This is a genomic window from Vibrio sp. M60_M70 (assembly GCF_037162085.1).
GTDB classification, from domain to species: Bacteria; Pseudomonadota; Gammaproteobacteria; order Enterobacterales; family Vibrionaceae; genus Vibrio; species Vibrio diabolicus.
This window is the reverse complement of sequence record NZ_JARLUL010000001.1, coordinates 3,259,714-3,278,750: the sequence shown is the minus strand read 5'-3', so window position 1 is coordinate 3,278,750 and position 19,037 is coordinate 3,259,714. Positions and strand designations below refer to the sequence as shown.

At 43.7% G+C, this 19,037-nt stretch carries 23 protein-coding genes; 14 read left to right on the top strand and 9 right to left on the bottom strand.

Features of this window, described 5'->3' with window-relative positions; translation table 11 throughout:
• Positions 1–296 precede the first annotated feature (296 nt).
• Positions 297–617: a thiosulfate sulfurtransferase GlpE gene (gene glpE / locus P4S59_RS15320; protein WP_005378691.1), complete on the top strand. Its 321-nt coding sequence runs from the start codon at positions 297–299 to the stop codon at positions 615–617.
• Positions 617–1,459 (top strand): rhomboid family intramembrane serine protease GlpG, encoded by an 843-nt coding sequence (gene glpG / locus P4S59_RS15315; protein ID WP_005393785.1) that lies wholly within the window; start codon positions 617–619, stop codon positions 1,457–1,459. The genes glpE and glpG overlap by 1 nt, the downstream gene beginning before the upstream one ends.
• Before the next feature lie 58 nt (positions 1,460–1,517).
• On the opposite strand, the gene P4S59_RS15310 is transcribed toward glpG, so the two are convergent.
• Positions 1,518–1,928, bottom strand: coding sequence for a flagellar basal body-associated protein FliL (locus tag P4S59_RS15310; RefSeq protein WP_046874381.1), 411 nt, complete (start codon positions 1,926–1,928; stop codon positions 1,518–1,520).
• Between the two features lie 161 nt (positions 1,929–2,089).
• On the opposite strand from P4S59_RS15310, the gene P4S59_RS15305 reads away from it, so the two are divergent.
• Positions 2,090–2,629, top strand: coding sequence for a chorismate lyase (locus tag P4S59_RS15305; protein WP_005393781.1), 540 nt, complete (start codon positions 2,090–2,092; stop codon positions 2,627–2,629).
• Positions 2,630–3,484 (top strand): 4-hydroxybenzoate octaprenyltransferase, encoded by an 855-nt coding sequence (gene ubiA, locus P4S59_RS15300; protein WP_005393780.1) that lies wholly within the window; start codon positions 2,630–2,632, stop codon positions 3,482–3,484.
• Positions 3,485–3,552: 68 nt separating this feature from the next.
• Here ubiA and plsB read toward each other — a convergent pair whose 3' ends face one another.
• Positions 3,553–5,979, bottom strand: a complete 2,427-nt coding sequence (gene plsB, locus P4S59_RS15295) for a glycerol-3-phosphate 1-O-acyltransferase PlsB (protein ID WP_047010238.1) — start codon at positions 5,977–5,979, stop codon at positions 3,553–3,555.
• A 368-nt stretch (positions 5,980–6,347) separates the two neighbouring features.
• Between plsB and lexA the strand changes: the two genes are divergently transcribed.
• From lexA to dinF, 3 genes are all read left to right on the top strand, one after another.
• A complete protein-coding gene (gene lexA, locus P4S59_RS15290) occupies positions 6,348–6,971 on the top strand; it encodes a transcriptional repressor LexA (protein WP_005393778.1) in 624 nt (207 codons plus the stop codon).
• A gap of 190 nt (positions 6,972–7,161) precedes the next feature.
• On the top strand, positions 7,162–7,956 hold the full coding sequence (locus P4S59_RS15285; protein ID WP_005378679.1) for a class I SAM-dependent methyltransferase: 795 nt from the start codon (positions 7,162–7,164) through the stop codon (positions 7,954–7,956).
• 55 nt (positions 7,957–8,011) lie between these two features.
• A complete protein-coding gene (dinF, locus tag P4S59_RS15280; protein ID WP_337168604.1) occupies positions 8,012–9,355 on the top strand; it encodes an MATE family efflux transporter DinF in 1,344 nt (447 codons plus the stop codon).
• A 63-nt stretch (positions 9,356–9,418) separates the two neighbouring features.
• Here dinF and sthA read toward each other — a convergent pair whose 3' ends face one another.
• Positions 9,419–10,849 carry a Si-specific NAD(P)(+) transhydrogenase gene (sthA, locus tag P4S59_RS15275; RefSeq protein WP_005389689.1) on the bottom strand — a complete coding sequence of 477 codons (1,431 nt, stop codon included), beginning with the start codon at positions 10,847–10,849 and terminating at the stop codon, positions 9,419–9,421.
• Between the two features lie 263 nt (positions 10,850–11,112).
• Between sthA and fabR the strand changes: the two genes are divergently transcribed.
• From fabR to P4S59_RS15260, 3 genes are all read left to right on the top strand, one after another.
• Positions 11,113–11,754: an HTH-type transcriptional repressor FabR gene (fabR, locus tag P4S59_RS15270; protein WP_005378632.1), complete on the top strand. Its 642-nt coding sequence runs from the start codon at positions 11,113–11,115 to the stop codon at positions 11,752–11,754.
• Complete coding sequence (locus tag P4S59_RS15265; protein ID WP_005378634.1) at positions 11,754–12,119, top strand: YijD family membrane protein; 366 nt, start codon at positions 11,754–11,756, stop codon at positions 12,117–12,119. Before fabR ends, P4S59_RS15265 begins: the two co-directional genes overlap by 1 nt.
• A gap of 283 nt (positions 12,120–12,402) precedes the next feature.
• Entirely contained in the window at positions 12,403–13,662 is a 1,260-nt protein-coding gene (locus P4S59_RS15260) for a tyrosine-type recombinase/integrase (protein WP_337168603.1), read from the top strand.
• Between the two features lie 84 nt (positions 13,663–13,746).
• Here the strand turns inward: P4S59_RS15260 and P4S59_RS15255 are convergent, their stop codons facing one another.
• Positions 13,747–14,640, bottom strand: a complete 894-nt coding sequence (locus P4S59_RS15255) for a hypothetical protein (protein ID WP_337168602.1) — start codon at positions 14,638–14,640, stop codon at positions 13,747–13,749.
• Between the two features lie 451 nt (positions 14,641–15,091).
• Between P4S59_RS15255 and P4S59_RS15250 the strand changes: the two genes are divergently transcribed.
• The 4 genes from P4S59_RS15250 to P4S59_RS15235 all read left to right on the top strand — a co-directional run bounded on the left by P4S59_RS15250 (position 15,092) and on the right by P4S59_RS15235 (position 16,130).
• Positions 15,092–15,481 carry a YagK/YfjJ domain-containing protein gene (locus P4S59_RS15250; RefSeq protein ID WP_337168601.1) on the top strand — a complete coding sequence of 130 codons (390 nt, stop codon included), beginning with the start codon at positions 15,092–15,094 and terminating at the stop codon, positions 15,479–15,481.
• Positions 15,424–15,546, top strand: a complete 123-nt coding sequence (locus P4S59_RS15245; RefSeq protein WP_337168654.1) for a YagK/YfjJ domain-containing protein — start codon at positions 15,424–15,426, stop codon at positions 15,544–15,546. Before P4S59_RS15250 ends, P4S59_RS15245 begins: the two co-directional genes overlap by 58 nt.
• A gap of 5 nt (positions 15,547–15,551) precedes the next feature.
• Positions 15,552–15,782 carry a YagK/YfjJ domain-containing protein gene (locus P4S59_RS15240; RefSeq protein ID WP_337168600.1) on the top strand — a complete coding sequence of 77 codons (231 nt, stop codon included), beginning with the start codon at positions 15,552–15,554 and terminating at the stop codon, positions 15,780–15,782.
• A 162-nt stretch (positions 15,783–15,944) separates the two neighbouring features.
• Entirely contained in the window at positions 15,945–16,130 is a 186-nt protein-coding gene (locus tag P4S59_RS15235) for an AlpA family transcriptional regulator (RefSeq protein WP_337168599.1), read from the top strand.
• A gap of 130 nt (positions 16,131–16,260) precedes the next feature.
• Here the strand turns inward: P4S59_RS15235 and P4S59_RS15230 are convergent, their stop codons facing one another.
• The 5 genes from P4S59_RS15230 to radC form a co-directional block, all read right to left on the bottom strand.
• The gene (locus P4S59_RS15230) at positions 16,261–16,761 is read right to left on the bottom strand and encodes a lecithin retinol acyltransferase family protein (protein ID WP_337168598.1); all 501 of its coding nucleotides are present in this window, start codon (positions 16,759–16,761) and stop codon (positions 16,261–16,263) included.
• A gap of 101 nt (positions 16,762–16,862) precedes the next feature.
• Positions 16,863–17,423: a tyrosine-type recombinase/integrase gene (locus P4S59_RS15225; RefSeq protein ID WP_301661367.1), complete on the bottom strand. Its 561-nt coding sequence runs from the start codon at positions 17,421–17,423 to the stop codon at positions 16,863–16,865.
• Positions 17,424–17,629: 206 nt separating this feature from the next.
• Positions 17,630–18,058, bottom strand: a complete 429-nt coding sequence (locus tag P4S59_RS15220; RefSeq protein ID WP_337168597.1) for a DUF2787 family protein — start codon at positions 18,056–18,058, stop codon at positions 17,630–17,632.
• 26 nt (positions 18,059–18,084) lie between these two features.
• Positions 18,085–18,510 carry a DUF2787 family protein gene (locus tag P4S59_RS15215; protein ID WP_268853814.1) on the bottom strand — a complete coding sequence of 142 codons (426 nt, stop codon included), beginning with the start codon at positions 18,508–18,510 and terminating at the stop codon, positions 18,085–18,087.
• Complete coding sequence (radC, locus tag P4S59_RS15210; protein WP_337168596.1) at positions 18,507–18,983, bottom strand: RadC family protein; 477 nt, start codon at positions 18,981–18,983, stop codon at positions 18,507–18,509. Before radC ends, P4S59_RS15215 begins: the two co-directional genes overlap by 4 nt.
• Positions 18,984–19,037: the final 54 nt, after the last annotated feature.

The window sequence follows — 19,037 nt, the reverse complement described above, 5'->3', positions numbered from 1 at the left end:
GGGATAGTTATAGATATACACACAGTTAGATCAGGATCATCACTACATATTGTGGATCAAAAGATCCAAATACACTTTATCAACGCAATTCACAGCTTTATCCACAAATGGTTGGAATGTGTACACTTTTGAAAGCCCTGATTATCCATGTGTCTAAGTTTGCCGTTGGATAGGTTACAATAGCGGCAGTATACCCAAGCGGCTTCAAATATAGATTTTATGCTGTACCACGGGTGCTGATTAGCACGTTAGGTTCGAGGTTGCTTGGGTATATTCATAAGAGAATGAGAAAGTAAATGGATCAGTTTAAGCATATCGATGTACAAGGTGCGCAAGCGCTGCTCGAGCAGGGTGATGCAAAGCTTGTAGATATCCGTGACCCTCAATCGTTTGCCGTTGCGCATGCGGAGTCCGCGTATCATTTAACTAACGATACGATCGTTGCGTTTATGGATGAAGTGGAGTTCGAACAACCTATTCTGGTGATGTGTTACCACGGCATTAGTAGCCAAGGTGCCGCACAATATTTAGTTAACCAAGGCTTTGAACAGGTGTACAGTGTGGATGGTGGCTTTGAAGCCTGGCACCGAGCAGAACTACCGATAGTGAGAAGTTAATGAAGAGATTGGTAACGTTAAATAATCCACGTATGGCGCAAGCCTTTATTGATTATATGGCCTCTCGCCAAATTGACATCGAAATGATGCCAGAAGGGGATGGGCAATTTGCGCTGTGGCTGACTGATAGCCAGCATGAAATAGAAGCGGAAGCCGAACTTAAGCAGTTCCTTGCTAACCCGTCTGATTCAAAATACAGCGCCGCCTCGTGGGACGTTGCCGATACTCGCAAGAGCACATTTCATTATTCTAGCCCGAGTATCATGAGCATGGTCAAAGCAAAAGCAGGCCCAATGACTTTGCTGATCATGACGGTGTGTACCATCATCTACTTGTTACAAATGTTTGGCTTTGGCAATGGCGTGTTTAAGTTGTTGCACTTCCCGGCCTTTGAGGGGCAACAATGGCAAGTGTGGCGATGGCTAAGCCATGCGTTACTGCACTTTTCAGTGACTCACATCGTGTTCAACTTACTATGGTGGTGGCAGTTGGGTGGCGACATCGAACGTCGTCTCGGTTCCGGTAAGCTATTGCAACTCTTTGTAGTATCAGCAGCGCTTTCTGGGGCTGGCCAATTCTATGTTGAAGGGGCAAACTTCGGTGGCTTGTCTGGCGTGGTCTATGCACTGCTTGGCTATTTGTGGATATTGGGTTACCGCTTGCCACATTTAGGCCTTACGCTACCCAAGCCAATCATCGTTTTTATGTTGGTATGGTTAGTTCTTGGTTTTGTGCAGCCGTTCATGGCGATTGCAAACACCGCTCACTTAGTGGGTTTACTGTCGGGGATGGCGATTGCGCTGTTTGATTCAGGCAAGATGAAATACCAACAGCAAGCCTAAAGCTGAAATGAAAAGACCGCTCAAGAGCGGTCTTTTTTATGTTCAAAACGATTTGGGTTTATTGGTAAAGGTATTTTGTAAACAACAAATCGGCAATGATGGTTTTACCTGTTTCGGGCAAAAGTGTTTCGTTGAGGGTCGTCACTAAGGTTTTGCGCAGATCTTCTCGGCCAGAAAGGGACTTAATAGTATCTTCTGTTTGCTTACCCAGTAATTCAATCACTGCATCGCGAATCAAAGGTTGGTGATGCTCAACAATCGATAAATCTTGTTGGCTCATTACCATGATGTCGATGCGCACTTGCACATAACCTAACTTTTTGCCTTTGGTGTAAAAGTTAGTAGTCAGATCAGGCTCAAGGGTAAAGTATGCCAACTTAGGTCCAGCTTCTTCCGTTTCAGCCCAACTTGGTGCGGCGAACAGTATGGTTAACGCAAAAATAATTTGGGCTATATAACGTTTGTACATATTTCTAACTTTTCTTTCTCTGGATCGCGATATTCGAATCGCTTCAGTCTTGATACAATGGGCCGTCTATAACAAATAACGGAACTTACGGTTACATACATTACTATGGACGGTAAGTTGTTGCTTTATTGTACGCATAAAGCCTCCAATTGAATACTAGTATGAATCAGCCAACATCACTCTATCTTGCTTCTTTATTGGAAGTAGAGTGGCAAAACCCCGAAGAATTCGAATTTCCAAATGAATTTGCCAAGCACTGGCTTGAAGAGCAAGGGTCTTTGTCACGTCGTTTAAAGCAACACTGCCAAGCATTAACGGTAGAATTGCTACAAAATCAGATCGTCACTGCGGCGACGTTAAAACAGGACGAAAGCCAGTTATTGTCCGAACAAGATTGCTTACTGCGAGAGGTAATTTTGTGTGGTGACAATGATAACTGGGTTATCGGACGGACATTAATTCCTCGCTCAACCTTAGTTGATCAGCAGTATGATTTGGCTCAACAAGGGGATATCCCATTAGGGCTAACAGTGTTCAGCGCAGACAACGTTGAGCGAGACTCTTTGCAAATGGGATGGGTAGCCGTACCAGAAGGACGTTTGTTAGCGCGACGCTCAAGGTTGTGGATGAATCACAAACCGATGCTGGTCGCCGAGTTATTCTTATCTAATTCACCAGTTTACGCTAAGGAGACAGTGTAAATGTCCGCAGAAAAAGCCAAAGCATATTGGCAACTGATGCGCATGGATCGCCCGATTGGTTCACTGTTACTGATGTGGCCAACGATTTGGGCGCTAATTATCTCAGCCCAAGGGATGCCGAGTTGGGATGTGTTTATCGTGTTTGTATTGGGTGTATTCCTAATGCGTAGCGCGGGGTGCGTGATTAATGATTTTGCTGACCGCAAAGTCGACGGCCATGTAAAACGTACCAAGCAACGCCCACTGCCATCAGGGAAAGTGACAGCAAAAGAAGCGATTGGATTATTTTTGGTTTTGGGTATCAGCTCATTCTTGTTAGTGCTGACCATGAACCCGTTGACGATTCAGCTATCCTTCGCTGGCATCGTGTTAGCGTTCATTTATCCATTTATGAAGCGTTACACTCATATTCCACAGCTCTTTTTAGGCTTGGCGTTTAGCTGGGCAATTCCAATGGCGTGGGCTGCACAAACCGGGGAGCTACCACTGATAGTTTGGTTTGTGTTTCTGATTAACGCTTTATGGACCATTGCTTATGATACTCAGTATGCGATGGTCGATCGCGATGATGATTTAAAGATTGGCATTAAATCGACGGCAATTTTGTTTGGTCGTCATGACAAACTCATCATTGGGGTATTGCAACTGATTACGCTCGCGATGTTGGTTTGGTTAGGGCAGTTCTACCAATTGGGGCAAAGTTACTACTGGACCCTTTTGATTGCAGCGTCGTTGTTTGTTTATCAGCAGCACTTAATTCGTCACCGCGAGCGGGAGTTGTGCTTTAAGGCTTTCCTCAACAACAACTATGTTGGCATGGTGATAGCGATAGGGTTATTGGTCGCATTTTGGTAAGCGAAGAAATAAGAAAAAAGGCATCCGATTGGATGCCTTTTTTCTTATTTTGGAAGAAGGTAAAACGGTTACGACTGAAGTTGATGAATACTCTCTTCGATCGTCAGTTTCACTTCTGGATAAAGCAGAGTGAATAGTAATCGTGCAAATTGCTGCGTTTTCTTCGTGTCACAGTTACCATCGTTATCGAGGTATTTTTGCTGTTTGAGTGTATTGAACATAGCGGTAAACACACCTTTATCGAAGAATTCTGGCGCATTAATACCGTGTAAGCGTCCTAAACGTTGAGCAATATCTTGGCTCTTCTGTTCTAGGTCCGATTTACCGAGCTCTGGGTAAGCAACAAGCAAGTTCATCGCGATAGAGTAGCGCTGCAGTGTTTCCGTGATTGTACGACCTAGCAGAACCAAAGGCTGGTTGTTCGACTGATTGATCTCCAGCTTATCACCATCGAGGCTAATCATTTTCTGATCGGCAAACTCATGCAGTGTTTTAACGACCAATTCATCCAACTCGTCTTCTTGATAGCTTAAGAACAACTCTTTCTTCAAGAATGGGTAGATTTGCGCGACATTCGCTTGAATCTTTTCTACCGAAAGGTTGCGCTGACGAATGATCATCTGAGCAATTAATGATGGCAGAGCAAACAAGTGGATGATGTTGTTGCGGTAGTAGGTCATCAGGATCGATTGGCTACGATCCAGCGAAATGATGTCCCCCATGCTATCGGTTTCAATCACGAACTTATCAAGTGAAATCGCATGATCGACCAACTCCTCGGCACTTTCGGTAGGGATAGTGGAGGTGCTTGAGTACGGGTTGTTTTTGAGTAGCTTTAAGTAACACTCAATCTGGTTGATCAGCGAGTCACGAGAAAGTGCACGTTGACGAGAAGCAAGCAGTGCGGTTGCACACAAGGTCAACGCGTTTGCCGCCGCCGCATCATTGATGTGCGTCATCATCTTATTAGCAAGGTCGTTCACCACAGGATTCATCCACTGTGGTTTGTTACCACCCATGCTGTCGATGTCTTTCGTCCACTCAGGAGCATGCTCGTTCAAGTATTGGTTGAGCTGAATTGGTTCACCGAAGTTCACATAGCCCAAACCAAAGTTACGCAGTTTACGCAGAGTACGTAGTACAAGCCCTGCGTTTTCTTTCTCTTTGCGTTTGCCACGTAGCTCTTTCGCGTAAGTGCCCACTTCCATTACGTGCTCGTAACCGATGTAGACCGGCACTAGTGTTACTGGGCGGTTTAGACCACGTAGCATTGCTTGGATGGTCATAGCCAGCATACCCGTTTTCGCTTGCAGTAAGCGACCTGTACGTGAACGACCACCCTCACTGAAGTACTCGACTGAATAGCCTTTGGCAAACAGCTCAGCTAGATACTCGCGGAAAATGGTTGAGTACAGTTTGTTACCTTTAAAGCTACGACGAATAAAGAACGCCCCACCGCGACGGAAAAGAGGACCTGCCGGGAAGAAGTTCAGGTTAATGCCTGCCGCAATGTGCGGAGGCACCATACCTTCATGGTATAGAACGTAAGACAACAGTAGGTAGTCCATGTGACTACGGTGACACGGAACGTACACAATTTCGTGGCCGTCTTGCGCTAAACGACGCACAGTCGAGGCGTTATTGATGTGCAACCCTTGGTACAGCTTTGTCCATAGCCAACTCAGTATGCGGTCGCCGTTTTTCACTAGACCATAGGAGAAGTCGGCGGCGATTTCATCCATGATGTCATGTGCTTCTTTACGTGCCTTATCAATCGAGATGTTTTTGCTCTTGGCTTCGTCAGCGATCGCCAGTTCAATAGCTGGAGATTTTAGTAAACGAGCAAACAACACTTGGCGTTGTGGCAGGTTTGGGCCTGAAGCAGCAAGTTTTTGGCGAGAGAAGTGGATACGCGCCACGCGAGCCAATTTGTGCGCAATTGCGCTGTCGGTACCGTGAGAGTCTGCCATATAACGCAGAGATACCACGGGACTAAAGCGAACCAAGCAGTCGCGTCCTGCCGCCATTACCGCTTTCGCCTTTTGCGGGCCATTCATTGGCTGAAGGTAAGGCTTTTGGTTTTCTTCTTTACCTGGTTTACGACCCCAAAGCACGGTTGCAGGGATCATTTGAACGTCCAATTCACTGTCCAGTTTATGCAGTTCCAGCAAGTCTGTGAACAGAGAGACAGAGTCGGTTGGGACATCATTATCGTTGTTCATCACAGTTGGACGCGCAGCGATAAAGACGAAACGGTTCAGCGTTTTGCCATTGATTTCCAGCGGACTGAGCGGGTCGGGTAGACCAAGGCTCATGGCTTGTTTTTGCAGTGTCAGCAAATCCACGTTCGAGCGGAACGGTAGGGCATATACAATCGGCTTAGCGAGGTCGATATTCAGATCTTCAATCGGGTTCGACGGGATTGTGGTGCCCTTTACCAGTACCGATAAAGGTAGTTTTAGTAATGAACGTGAAAATGATTGTCCAGAAGACATAAAGTTCACAGCCTCAATAGGTATTCAAACAGGCCTAACCTTATTTCAGTGTCCGCTTTGCATGTCTTCTATAGAAAAAGAAATGAGTACGGCAAAAGAAATAAGCCTAGGCGATAAAATTTAAGCGCAGCAAGGATACCAGAAACTGGTCAAACCTTTTAATTTTATTGGCTGTAAATTAGTCGAACTCCTAAGTTGTTGCTTTACTTTGATTAACTGAAAAGGCGGTGTTTTAAACGCATGAATAATGAACTTGGGCAGCAAACAAAGTGCACTCCACAAATAAATTAAAAAACAACCAATTGGGTTTTCATTTGAGCATTTACTGGATATACTCACAGTTAACTGTATAAAAAGACAGGTGAGACATGAAGCCGTTAACGCCACGCCAACAACAAGTCTTCGATTTGATCAAAAGTAAAATCGATGACACCGGAATGCCACCAACTCGTGCAGAGATTGCGCGTGAGCTTGGCTTCCGCTCTGCGAATGCCGCAGAGGAACACCTAAAAGCGCTTGCTCGTAAGCAAGCAATTGAAATTATTCCAGGTGCATCGCGTGGGATTCGTATCCTACTTGATGACTCTGCCGCTAATGACGAACAGGGCTTGCCTTTGATTGGTCAAGTTGCTGCGGGTGAGCCCATATTGGCTCAGGAACACGTAGAAGCGCATTACCAAGTCGATCCTGCGATGTTCAAACCGCAAGCGGATTTCTTACTTCGTGTAAATGGCGAAAGTATGAAAGACATCGGGATTATGGATGGTGATTTGCTCGCGGTGCATAAGACCCAAGACGTGAGAGATGGTCAAGTTGTCGTTGCGCGTGTTGATGATGATGTGACTGTGAAGCGTTTGGAGCGCAAAGGTTCAACCATATTACTGCATGCTGAGAATGAAGAGTTTGCCCCAATCCAAGTGGACTTAACGTCTCAGCACCTTACGATTGAAGGCTTAGCCGTTGGTATTATTCGCAATACCGATTGGATGTAAGTGTGTTTAAGCAGCCCAGTTCTTCTGGGCTGTTTTGTCTTTTCTCTTCTCTTTGTTCTACTTCCTCTAAAAGCTTGCTTATCATCCTGACCTTGTTTGTTTTGAGCAATTTATAAGCTTGATAATGTAATTGATATTCATTATCATTTATTTCAATGTCTATGTTTTCTCTCTGGCGCAGGAAATGCCCATGTCTCAGTCTAAACATCAAGTTCCTAACCATTTATTAAAACCACTGTTATTGCGTAGCCGTGAAAGCATGGTCGACAATGGCTTGGTGTACGATCCGATAGCTGCTAAAGCGTGTTTGAGCTGTAAGATGGCGCCGGATTGTTTGAGTGGTGATATTGCGCAGAAGCAATTGCTGCACGTGACGCTGACTCAGCTTTGTGACCAGCAGGTTAGTCATTTCTTACAGCAGTATCCCGATGCTTGGATAATCAATGTCGGAGCTGGGCTAGATACCCGCTTTTATCGTTTGGATAATGGGCGCTGCCATTGGATAGAGCTAGACGTGACGGAAAATTTGGTATGGCGTCAGCGCTTGTTCCACAAAAATGAACGTTATGAACATCGCTGTGGCAGTGTGGATGAAATGTCGTGGCTAGAGACGTTAGCCATTCCAGAGCAAGCACCAGTACTCATTTTATGTGAAATGGCACTGCTCGATTGCACAGAGCGCCAAGTCGCGAAATTTATTCAAACCTTGGGTCGACATTTTGTCTCTGCTGAACTGTGTATGGTGTTGGCAGGAGATTTAACGGAAACCAAATGGGGACAAAAGCTTGGCTCTGATCGTTATGCTCATGGCTTTGAAGCGCCTGCAGCACAGATATTGCAATGGTTACCATGGGCACAATGGGTGAAAGCTTTCTCGCCATTCGATAGATTCTGTTCTCGTTGGAAAGCTTGGCAGCGTTGGCTTAATAAGATTCCAATGTTGAAGCATCGCCTCACGCCAGTCCTCGTTCACATCAAGTGGTAATTGGCTAGTCGTTAAGCGCTCAGGTACACTCGTCGATCTTACTGATGAGGTGCCTGTGACAAATTCAATCTTCTCTCCTTTATCTAACCCAAAAGTTCATCGCCAAGTCTTAGCTTTAGCGATACCTATGGTGCTGTCGAATATTACTGTTCCATTGCTCGGTTTGGTCGATGCTGCGGTGATTGGTCATCTAGACCACGCTTGGTATTTGGGTGGTGTTGCGTTGGGCAGCACCATGATCAGCGTGACGTTTTGGCTGCTTGGTCTTTTGCGTATGTCGACTACTGGGTTGGCGGCGCAGTCCTATGGCGGTGAAGACCGAAAGCAACTTGCCTTGGTGTTTATGCAAGGCTCACTCATGGCGCTGCTGTTTGCGTTAGTCTTCCTTATTGCCCATACCCCGATAGCTGATTTGATCTTTGGCTTGAGTGACGCCAGCGCAGAGGTAAAACACTACGGCATGCAATACTTCTCTATCCGTGTGTGGAGTGCCCCCGCTGCGCTAATGAACTTTGTGTTGTTGGGGTGGCTGCTCGGGACGCAAAATTCCAAAGCACCAATGTGGATGGTGATCATCACCAACGTGACGAATATTGCCCTCGATTTGTTGTTTGTGATTGGTTTGGGGTGGAAAGTAGAAGGCGCTGCGCTTGCATCGGTGATTGCTGACTACTCAGGCATGGGTTTTGGTCTCATGTGTGTCTGGAAAACCTGGCGAGAGAGGCAATTACCATCACCTCAAAAGTTGCTAGCCAGCACTCAACACGGTTTAGGGCGATTCGTGAAATTGAATCGCGATATTTTCTTACGTTCTTTGTGTCTGCAAGCGGCTTTTAGCTTTATGACGTTCCAAGGCGCGAGCTTTGGTGATGAGGTTGTCGCTGCAAATGCGGTTCTGATGAGCTTCCTGATGATTATCTCGTATGGCATGGATGGCTTTGCTTATGCAATGGAGGCCATGGTCGGGAAGGCGATTGGTGCCAAAGATAGGCAACAATTGAGTGCATCGCTTGTCGGCACTTTCTTTTGGAGTTTGGTTATTTGCTTAGGACTGACCGCGTTCTTTGGTTTGGCGGGATCGCAGTTGATCGCCATGATCACTTCAATTGAGACGGTACAACAGCAAGCAGCGGTGTATCTACCTTGGCTGGTGGTGATGCCACTTGCGTCGATGTGGTGCTTTCTATTGGATGGCATTTTTGTCGGTGCAACCAAAGGCAAAGACATGCGCAATAGTATGTTTGTCGCGACCAGCAGTTTCTTCGTTGTCTTTTACTTGTTCGCCGAGTGGGAAAATCACGCGCTGTGGTTTGCAATGACGAGCTTTATGTTGATGCGGGGTATTGGTTTAGGGGTTATCTTTCTCTACCAATGGCACAAGGATACCTTCCTCGCATAATGTTGATATAAAAACAGCAGGTCCAAGCCTGCTGTTTTTCTGTTTGCTATCAAGAAGCATAGATTAGAACAAGCGGTTCAAACCATTCAACGCAGCGACACGATACGCTTCGGCCATCGTCGGATAGTTGAAGGTGGTATTGACGAAATACTCGATGGTATTCGCTGAGCCTTTTTGCTCCATAATGGCTTGACCGATGTGGATAATTTCCGCGGCACGTTCGCCAAAGCAGTGAATCCCTAAAATTTCTTTGGTTTCACGATGGAACAATATCTTCAAGCTGCCGATGTCTTTCCCTGCGATCTGTGCACGAGCTAGATGCTTGAACGAAGAGCGTCCTACTTCATACGGTACTTTCGCAGCTGTTAGCTCTTGCTCGGTTTTACCCACAGAGCTAATCTCTGGGATGGTGTAGATACCTGTTGGAATATCATCAATCAGATAGTTTTCTGCCTGACCTTTCGTAATGGCTTGTGCGACAAATCGCCCTTGGTCATAAGCGGCGCTTGCAAGGCTAGGGTAACCGATGACATCGCCTACAGCGTAAATGTGCTCAATATCGGTTTGGTAGTTACGGTTTACTTTTAGTTGTCCGCGAGAATCCGCTTCCAGACCCACTGCACCCAAATTCAACTTATCGGTGTTACCTGTTCGACCATTCGCATACAACAAACAGTCCGCCTTCATCTTCTTGCCAGATTGTAGGTGAATAATCACGCCATCTTCTGTGCCTTCGATTTTTTCATAGGTCTCATCATTACGAATTACCACACCGCTGTTCCAGAAGTGGTAAGACAGCGCATCTGACACTTCGTTATCCAAAAACTCCAACAAGCGGTCTCGGGTATTGATAAGGTCGGTTTTCACTCCAAGTCCGCGGAAGATAGAAGCGTATTCACAACCGATAACGCCTGCACCGTAAATGATGATATGGCGAGGGTCGTGTTTCAGGCTCAAAATGGAATCACTGTCGTAGATGCGCTCATGCAAGAAATCAACGTCGTTAGGCTGATACGGACGAGAACCAGTCGCGATGACAAACTTATCCGCAGAATAGATTTCTTCTGTGCCGTCGCTTTGCATTACTGCAATTGAGTAGTTATCGATAAATCGCGCGGTTCCGAACAAAAGTGTGCATGAGTTACGGTCATAAAAGCCCTGACGAAGTCGAGTTTGCTTATCAATGACCGATTTAGCATGACCTAAAATGTCAGAAAATGTTGCATGAACGCTGGTGTTGTTTCGACAAAATAGCGGGTTGCTATTAAATTCGATGATGCGGCTAACGGCATGACGCAGTGCTTTAGATGGAATAGTACCCCAGTGAGTACAACCGCCGCCGACACTGCTTTCTTTCTCGACAATGGCAACATTCAGTCCCGCTTTGGTTAATCCCATTGCAGCCCCTTCTCCGCCAGGGCCACTACCGATTACGATCACGTCATAGTGATTAACATGCGCCATGATGCCTTCCTTGTTATATTTGCTTAACATTGCTTTAGCGCGATTTTAACTCATTTACTCTATTGGTACACGTAATGCCTGTTAGAGAGTGGAGGTGATCACGCAGAATCGAACAAAAGGATGATTTGGTATGTTGTATGTCTATAAATTGCATCGAGAACATTGCAATTAGATGCATGCCAATAGTAACGTTCTCCGCGCTCAGAGCGAGCGAAGCAACATATCTTTCTCCGTAGGAGCAAATTGCGTTATATTGAGGCTCTTGTACCCTACAGAAAAAGAGCAAGTTAAGAATGAAATCGATGGGAATCCGCGCACAGCAAAAAGAGAAGACACGTCGATCATTGATCGATGCGGCATTTAGTCAATTAAGTGCGGATCGCAGCTTTTCCAGCCTTAGCTTGCGAGAAGTCGCCCGAGAGGCAGGGATTGCACCGACTTCTTTTTACCGCCACTTCAAAGATATGGATGAGCTAGGCTTAACTATGGTCGATGAAGGCGGTTTGCTACTACGTCAACTGATGCGTCAGGCGCGTCAACGTATTGTGAAAGAAGGTAGCGTAATTCGTACCTCGGTCGAAACCTTTATGGAATTCATTGAAAGTAGTCCGAACGTTTTTCGTTTGTTGTTGCGTGAGCGCTCCGGCACTTCTGCTGAATTTCGTACCGCTGTTGCTCGAGAAATCCAGCATTTTGCGGCAGAATTAACCGAGTATTTAATGAGCACCGGCGTGACCAGAGAAGAGGCGTATACTCAAGCAGAAGCGTCTGTGACTTTGGTTTTCAGTTCGGGGGCTGAAGCTTTAGATTTAGATCGACGTGAGCGCGATGAACTCGCCGAGCGATTGATCATGCAATTGCGAATGATAGCCAAAGGGGCCTATTGGTATCGCAAAGAACGTGAACGTAACCGATTAAAAGGCGGGATAGAATAATGTCGAATGGAAATAAATCTGAAAAGAAAACGCTGATTTTGGCACTGGTTGCAGGTATGTGTGGTGATGCTTTATTGTCATGGTTGACCATGAGTGAAGTATCGTTTTCAATCTTCCCATTGATTGCACTCGTACTGGCTGTACAAGCTCTTTACCAAGAGTACCTAAATAACCCGGTATCAGAAGATATCCCATTAGTTGGCTTGGCGTGTTTCTTCGTAGGTGCGTTTGGTCACTCTGCGTTTATTAAAGCGCAATACCCAGAAGCAGGCTCAAACTTCTTTGCGATCATGGTTTCAATGATCTTACTCGCATGGATTGGTAAGAAGCTAGGTTTTGTCAGCAAGAAGACTTCTGCGGAATAAGCAAAACGAATCAAATTAAAAAAGCGAGCCATTGAGCTCGCTTTTTTTGTATTTGACGCGGTGGGTTACGCTTTGCGTTCCAATAGCACGCCCGCTTCCATATGGTGGGTGTATGGTGACATAATTCCATTAACGTCCGCCAATGTTTGTTGTTGTTATATAAATCAATGTCTTATGTTGGTTTGTTTAGATTCGTTGTCCATTAAAGTCTTTATGGGTACAATAAAAACCTCATCATTGCCGTACCCTGAGCCGTACCCAGAATTTTAGAGAGTTGCTTATAATGACAAAACGAATAAACAGCAATGCCACGCTACAAGCTCTGAAGCCACAAGATAAAGAGTACTTAATCCCAGATAAAAAAATTGAAGGGCTTAATATACGCGTTCGTCCTACGGGTACAATGACATGGACATTTCGGTTTCAGATTGGAAAGAAACACGAAAAAATCTCTATGGGGCGATATGTGCAGTCAAAACCTGAGCGGGGTATGACATTAGAGCAGGCAAGAGTGGAAGCTGGTCGTTATCGGAGTTGGTTGGAGAACAATAAGAATCCAAAAGTTGAACTTGATAAAGAAAAACGTGCACAAGATGAGGCAAAGACCTTTAACGATGCATTTGAAAGTTTTGATGAGAAGCGTCTTTCTAAGCAATTACGAGGAGATCAGTCGAGAACCATTTACAATCGAGATATAAAGCCAATTATCGGCAATGTTAAATTGGCGGATTTAAGCATATATGATCTCAATAAGGTTTTTGATGCGAAGGTTGATAAAGACGGTAACCGTATGGCTGGTGCTATCGGTGCTTGCCATAAAATCATCAATCAAGTGATTAACCATGCCTTAGCTCTCAATATGCTTGGTTTTCATCCGGCCCCACAACTTAAAGCAAAGGATGTTGGAGGGGGATCTAAAGTAACAAAACGAAACCTTAGCTTTTCTGAGTTGAAGATATTGCTAATTAGCTTAGGGGAGTGGCGTACAGCTCCTTCTAACGTGCGTTTAATACGTTTCTTGTTGGGATGCGGTCAACGTATCAGTGCTGTCCTAGAAATGTGTTGGGGTGAGTTAGATCTAGAAAACAAGGTTTGGACTCTACCAGCCAGTTCAGCAGAGCGACATACTAAAAGTCCGGACAGTCGCAAAGTACCGCTCAGTGATTATCTTGTTGAGTTGTTGCAAGAGCAACGTGAAAGTGTCCCAAGTAAATGGAAGTTGGTTTGGCCTCAGCTCACTGTAGATAAAGCTCAAGAGCCTGCGGCAGTACGGGCATTGATCAAACGTAACTTACCAGCCGATCTAGAGCGTTTTTCACCCCACGATTTGCGTCGTACCTTTATCAGCCGTTGTAGTGAAATGGGGTTAGATATCGTGGCGATTGAAAAGACAGTCGGTCACCAGTTACCGGGTATGCTTCGAGTTTATAATCACCATGATTATCTTGATGAGCAACTAGCCGTTTTACAGGCGTGGGGCGACAAGCTTCAGACTTTGACAGTTGAGAATATTGTTCCTTTATCACCGACGAAATCGGCTTGATTTTTAGTCCAACTTGTAAGGAAGATGCAGCCTCTTTCTAATGATTCGAGGAACTGCATCTCTTTAGTTGTAAAACGGATATATCTAACTAAGCTCTCGGTAGGCTTTCTCAATGATATCAGTTAGAGTGTCGCCTATGTTTTTATCAGAAAGATCAACTATTCTATCTAGTTTCTTTTTGGTGTCAGGTGGAAGAATAAAAGTGTATTGCTTTTTACCACTATTTTTGGTTCTGTATTTATACTGACTCCATGCCTTACTAAATTTTAATAATAGGTTTTCCTTAATTATCTCATCATTAATAAGGTCGTACACTGCTAAGCAGGTTTCATAAGGAGCAGTGTTTTCAATATCTTGGAATACTTTGATTTCAGGATATAACCTATGATTTTTATTTATAAATCTTACTAATTCCATAGATTTTTCATTTAATCTATCTTGATCTCTTTCTAAGAACTTCTTGAGTGAATTGTCTTTACTGATAAAGTTCCACTCTTTTATTAAGTCGTTGTAAAAATTAATTGAATTATGAGGGTTGATGTTTAATTTGTCGATGTAATTGATTACCTGATTATATTTACTTTCTTTATCTGCAGCTAATACATCGAATACACTGGTGTCACTTTTAGTATTGTCGAGAAATTCTTTCTCTATATACCTAGAGTTATAGATAAGAAATCCCCATAGCCAATTTATTTTTCGGCTGTCTTTTTTGTCAAAGATACGTGTTATTATTTCTAATAAGTCGTTTTCTTTATATTCTTTTATTAATTCATTTGCCAATTGTTTAGCATCGTTTTCTGTTAATTCATTGAATGCTTTTTTTATAAGATTGTTCTTTTGTTCTATATGTAAGTTAATGAAATTTTTAGTGTTACGTCTGTACAATTTCTTCTTTTTAATTAATAAAGAAACATATAAATTTGCTTCCCTGTCACTTTTGGCCTTGGGTGGTTCAACTGATAACTTGCTATCCATTACTCATTCCTTGTTATGTAAATGTTAAGATTACACAGAGTTATTATTGAGTTTTCTATGTGTTTTTAATTGGTTATTATCGTGATTTAAGGTTGTTTTTACAATGGTTTGTTGACGATTTTTTTGTAGTAAGTCTTGTTTTTAAAGGGAGGAGGTCTATTAGTTTGTGATGCTATGTATGGATATGCGATGCTTTTTATTGAGTCTGGCGAGGTTCAAAGGTGACACTGTCTTGTACTATCTGTGGAAATAATTAGACAGAGTATCCGAGCAGCTTATGGCTTAATAAAGCACCGAAGCCTCTGGCCTGATATAGTTTAGTGTCGCTGGTAAACCGTCGGTATATAGTTATATATGTTTTATATTTTTTTATTCTTGAGTCATATTAACAAATAATAAATTATTACCAATATACCTAACCTATGAGATAGATAATCTAATAGGTATAAGAATGAAGAAAGAGAAAAGGATAAGAGTAAGGGAGCCGAAAATTTATCAGGGAGAGTTCTTTTACGATATAAAACTTAATCCAAAAAGAGAATACTACGAGCCTTATCTGATAAAGTCGAAAGAACTTCTTGACTATGTCACAACTGAACACAATAGGATTATTGCTTTTAGTGTTGTTCTACGGTTTCCTCAAGATCTTGAGCAGGATAGAGATATTTCATATATAACAAAATTTAGAAGGCTATTTCAGAGGAAGATTAATTTTACTTTAGAAGAGAAAAAAAGGAAAAAACTAGAGTTCATCATGTTAAGAAAGGAAATAAGGCTTTTAATATATGGTGCAGAGAAAGGGATAGCAGCAATAATGATCACTATCATATGTTTATTCTAATGAGTAATGAAAACTTCCGATCTTTAGGGCACTATTCTACCAGCCCTGAGCCCAAAAAAGCTTAGCGGTATTGGTTCAAGAAGCGTGGTCTGACGCTCTAGGGTATTCATATTGTGATATGAGAGGCTTAGTTCATTTCCCTAATAATAATAAATTCAGAGTTGTACAAAATAGGTATGACACAAAGAGTAACTATGACGCCTTACTTTTCCGAATGTGTTATTTGGCCAAAAGAGAGACAAAGAATTTTGGAGAAGGGATACGCTCATTTGGATGTAGCAGGATCAAGAGAGAACCATAAATGAGCTCTGCGAGACGAAAGCCTTAAACTCCTATTAGGAATCATGTACCAATCGTCGTACTTGTTGTGCCTTTAGCTTAATCATGGGGTTGGTTAGAGAATCCATTAAATAATCACATCACACGGAATCCTACGAGGAAGAATAACATAGGAGATTTCCCAGTGAGATTTATCAGATTAAAAGAAGTGATTAACATGACAGGTCTAGGGCGTTCAAGCATTTACAATTTTATGGTTGAGGGTTCATTCCCTAAAAGCGTACCTCTTGGTGGTAGAGCTGTGGCATGGTTGGAATCTGAGGTAAATGAGTGGATGGAAGCTCGCTTAGCAGAGCGCAGTGAATGTTAGGTAATTTTGAGTTGATATGTAATGAGGCTAGGGAGACCTAGCCTTTTTTATGCGCTGAAAGACCGATGACAAAAAATGCCTGCTATGGAATACAGCAAGCGGACTTGTTTGGCTGAGAAAGATGATTTGCTTATCCTTTATGACGATGCCTTAAATCCCATACACGCCACTGACTGGCTTGAAGGTATGTACGAGCGTCACGTTTAAGCTGACTCAATGTGAAGGTGTTTGAGAAGATGTCACCACTTAGACAGTAGCTACAGAACTGATGACAGTTTTCATTTAACAGAGAATAGTCTGTTTGCACACCTAGCATGGCTTCTGCAATTTGAGCGGTAAACTCGCTGCCAATGGAATGGCCGTGAGCATTGCAACTCACGTAAATGGAAAGGGCTGTGGTATCTGCTAGGAATTGATGAATTGATACAGCTTCGATAAGACCTTTGCCATTACGGTGGATGATACGTCCATTTCCCACGTAGACACCCGAATGCTCAGCAGTACCAAATGCGAGATCGCAATATACAATGCTACCTCTGATTGGTTGATTGGTTTTCCAGAATAAGTTTTGGATTAAACTTTTCGATAAACTGCCAACTAGAAAGCTTCCTATTGCGTGATATGGGTTCATGTTATTTGCTCTCAAATGTAATAATTGCGAAACTCAAAAAGGCTCTGAGCTTAATGTTTATAAGGGATTGGCGGTCCCGCCCCCTCACTAAATGACCCGGTTTAAAGTTCAAGAGAAACAAAGTCTTTATCGACTTCATCTTGAGTGATGCCGATATAGCGAAGGGTGACGCCCTCAGATGTGTGACGAAGCATTTTCATAACACGGCCTATATCCTTTGTAGATTGGTAAAGAAAGTAGCCTCGCGTCTTTCTCATCGAGTGAGTGCCTAACGCAATATTTAGCTCTTGGCCTACTTGTTGAAACGCCATGGAAACAGCACGTCGCGTTATTGGCTGGGGTGGTTTGTTTTTCAACTGTTGGCATCGGTGGGATTGAAACAAATAGATGTGGCCGGGATGTTGCTCCCTTAATCTAGCAATATGCTGCTGCGCTTTGGTATTGAGTTGAATGTTTGCCAGTTTGCCAGTTTTACTTTCACGAATAATAAGTCGGTCACCATGAATGTCTTCAAAGCGAATCGATAACAAATCAGAAATCCTCAGTGCTAGGTTTAATCCGATATGCCATACATCGGCCATTTGTGGATGGCAACGAATACTCAGTAAATGACCAATCAGGCGTATGGTGTCATCATTTTTGATTGCTTGGACCTCAGCCATAATCTGCTTCCTTTTTTGTCTGTAGAAGTGTGTTTTGGGAAGCACAGAGCCGACGATATCAAGAAACCCTTGTGCAGTAAGGGATTGAAGCTTCCCGTTTTAACAATATGGGAAGCAGGTATCGGTGCAGCTCTATGCGGGTGTTGTTGAATGCTTGGTAACGGAAGGGGAGTGTTCTGGGGTAGTAAGTGGATTGGCTTTGGTTGTTAGCCACACTTAATCTGAATTTGGTTGTAAGCGTCCATTGCTACATAAGCTAGAAAGTTACACTCCCACATTTCATACAGCTCCGTGGTTTCTTGTAGGTGCATGCCCAGCCAGCCGCTAAAGCGCGCGAAAGCGACGTTGTTAGCAAAATCAAAAGTAAGGTCGGGAACCAGTTCCGGTATTTCGTCGCCCACATAAACGCGGTCCGTTATCTCACTAATGGCAATATGGCTGTCTTTAATATCGATAGTGATAGAGACAGGATGAAACCCTCCATCTTTCGGGTGGTAACTGGTGTCCTTAAATCGGATAGTTAGCCGTCCTCGGTAATTAACATCATGAATAGAATGTTTGATTAAGTCTTTGAGTTGGTGTGAAGGCTTGGCTCGCTTGCATGCGCACATAGCCAGGTTAGCAGCTTGATTCATAGTGACCTCTTTGAGGGAAATGGAGATTAGCGAATGGGGGTAATGTCGATTGAGATTGCAGAGTGTGCGATGAGCGAGCGAGTGACTGCTTTAAGCCAACTGGCGAGTAAGGTTTGTACTTCTGGCCGTTGTAAGCTGCACTGCTTAATTTCAGGGTGATAGAACCAACAACCCGCGAAGTTGAAATACAGCGATAACTCTTTTTGTGGCGAGCCTGTGACGACAACGTCAAAGGCGGCGATAAAGCGAAGCTGCCAGGGCGAATCACTGGATGTGCGTTCTAGTTGAATTTCAATGGGCTGAAATCGTTGGTCAGTTTCTTGAGAGCGAATGTTTAACGCCAAACGCTCAACTGTATTAGGAATGGTGCTGCCCAATAAGAGGGCATCAAGAAAGCAATGCATTGGAGTAACGAGCTCATCACTAAGTCCGGGAACAATAAACTCACTCATATCAATCCCTTCTCAGCAAATGAGACACAGTCTTCACCAACCACGATGTGGTCTAAGACACGGATATCCACGAGCTTTAGAGCGTCGATAAGTCGCTGAGTAATGCGTTTGTCGGCTTGGCTAGGTTCAGCAATGCCGGAAGGATGGTTGTGGGCAAAAATCACCGCGGCAGCGTTGTGGTTTAGTGCTGTCTTCAATACTTCACGTGGATAAATCGAAGCGGCGTCAATCGTGCCAAAGAACAACTCTTCAAAACTGATCAATTGATGTTGGTTATCAAGAAACATCACGGCAAACACTTCGCGGTCATGTGCTCCTAATTTGAGTTTTAAATACTCTTTGACATTGGTTGGGTTAGTGAACGTGCCTTCACGTTTGTATTTCGTAGCTAGAGCTTCGGCTGCATGCTCTAGCAGCTCATTGAGTTCTGAAGTCTCAAAAGGGTAGTCATGTTCAGTTTTTTGGGTACGCATAAAAGCTCCTTAAGCTATCTGTTTGGTTATGCGTACTGATGAAATATATCTGAA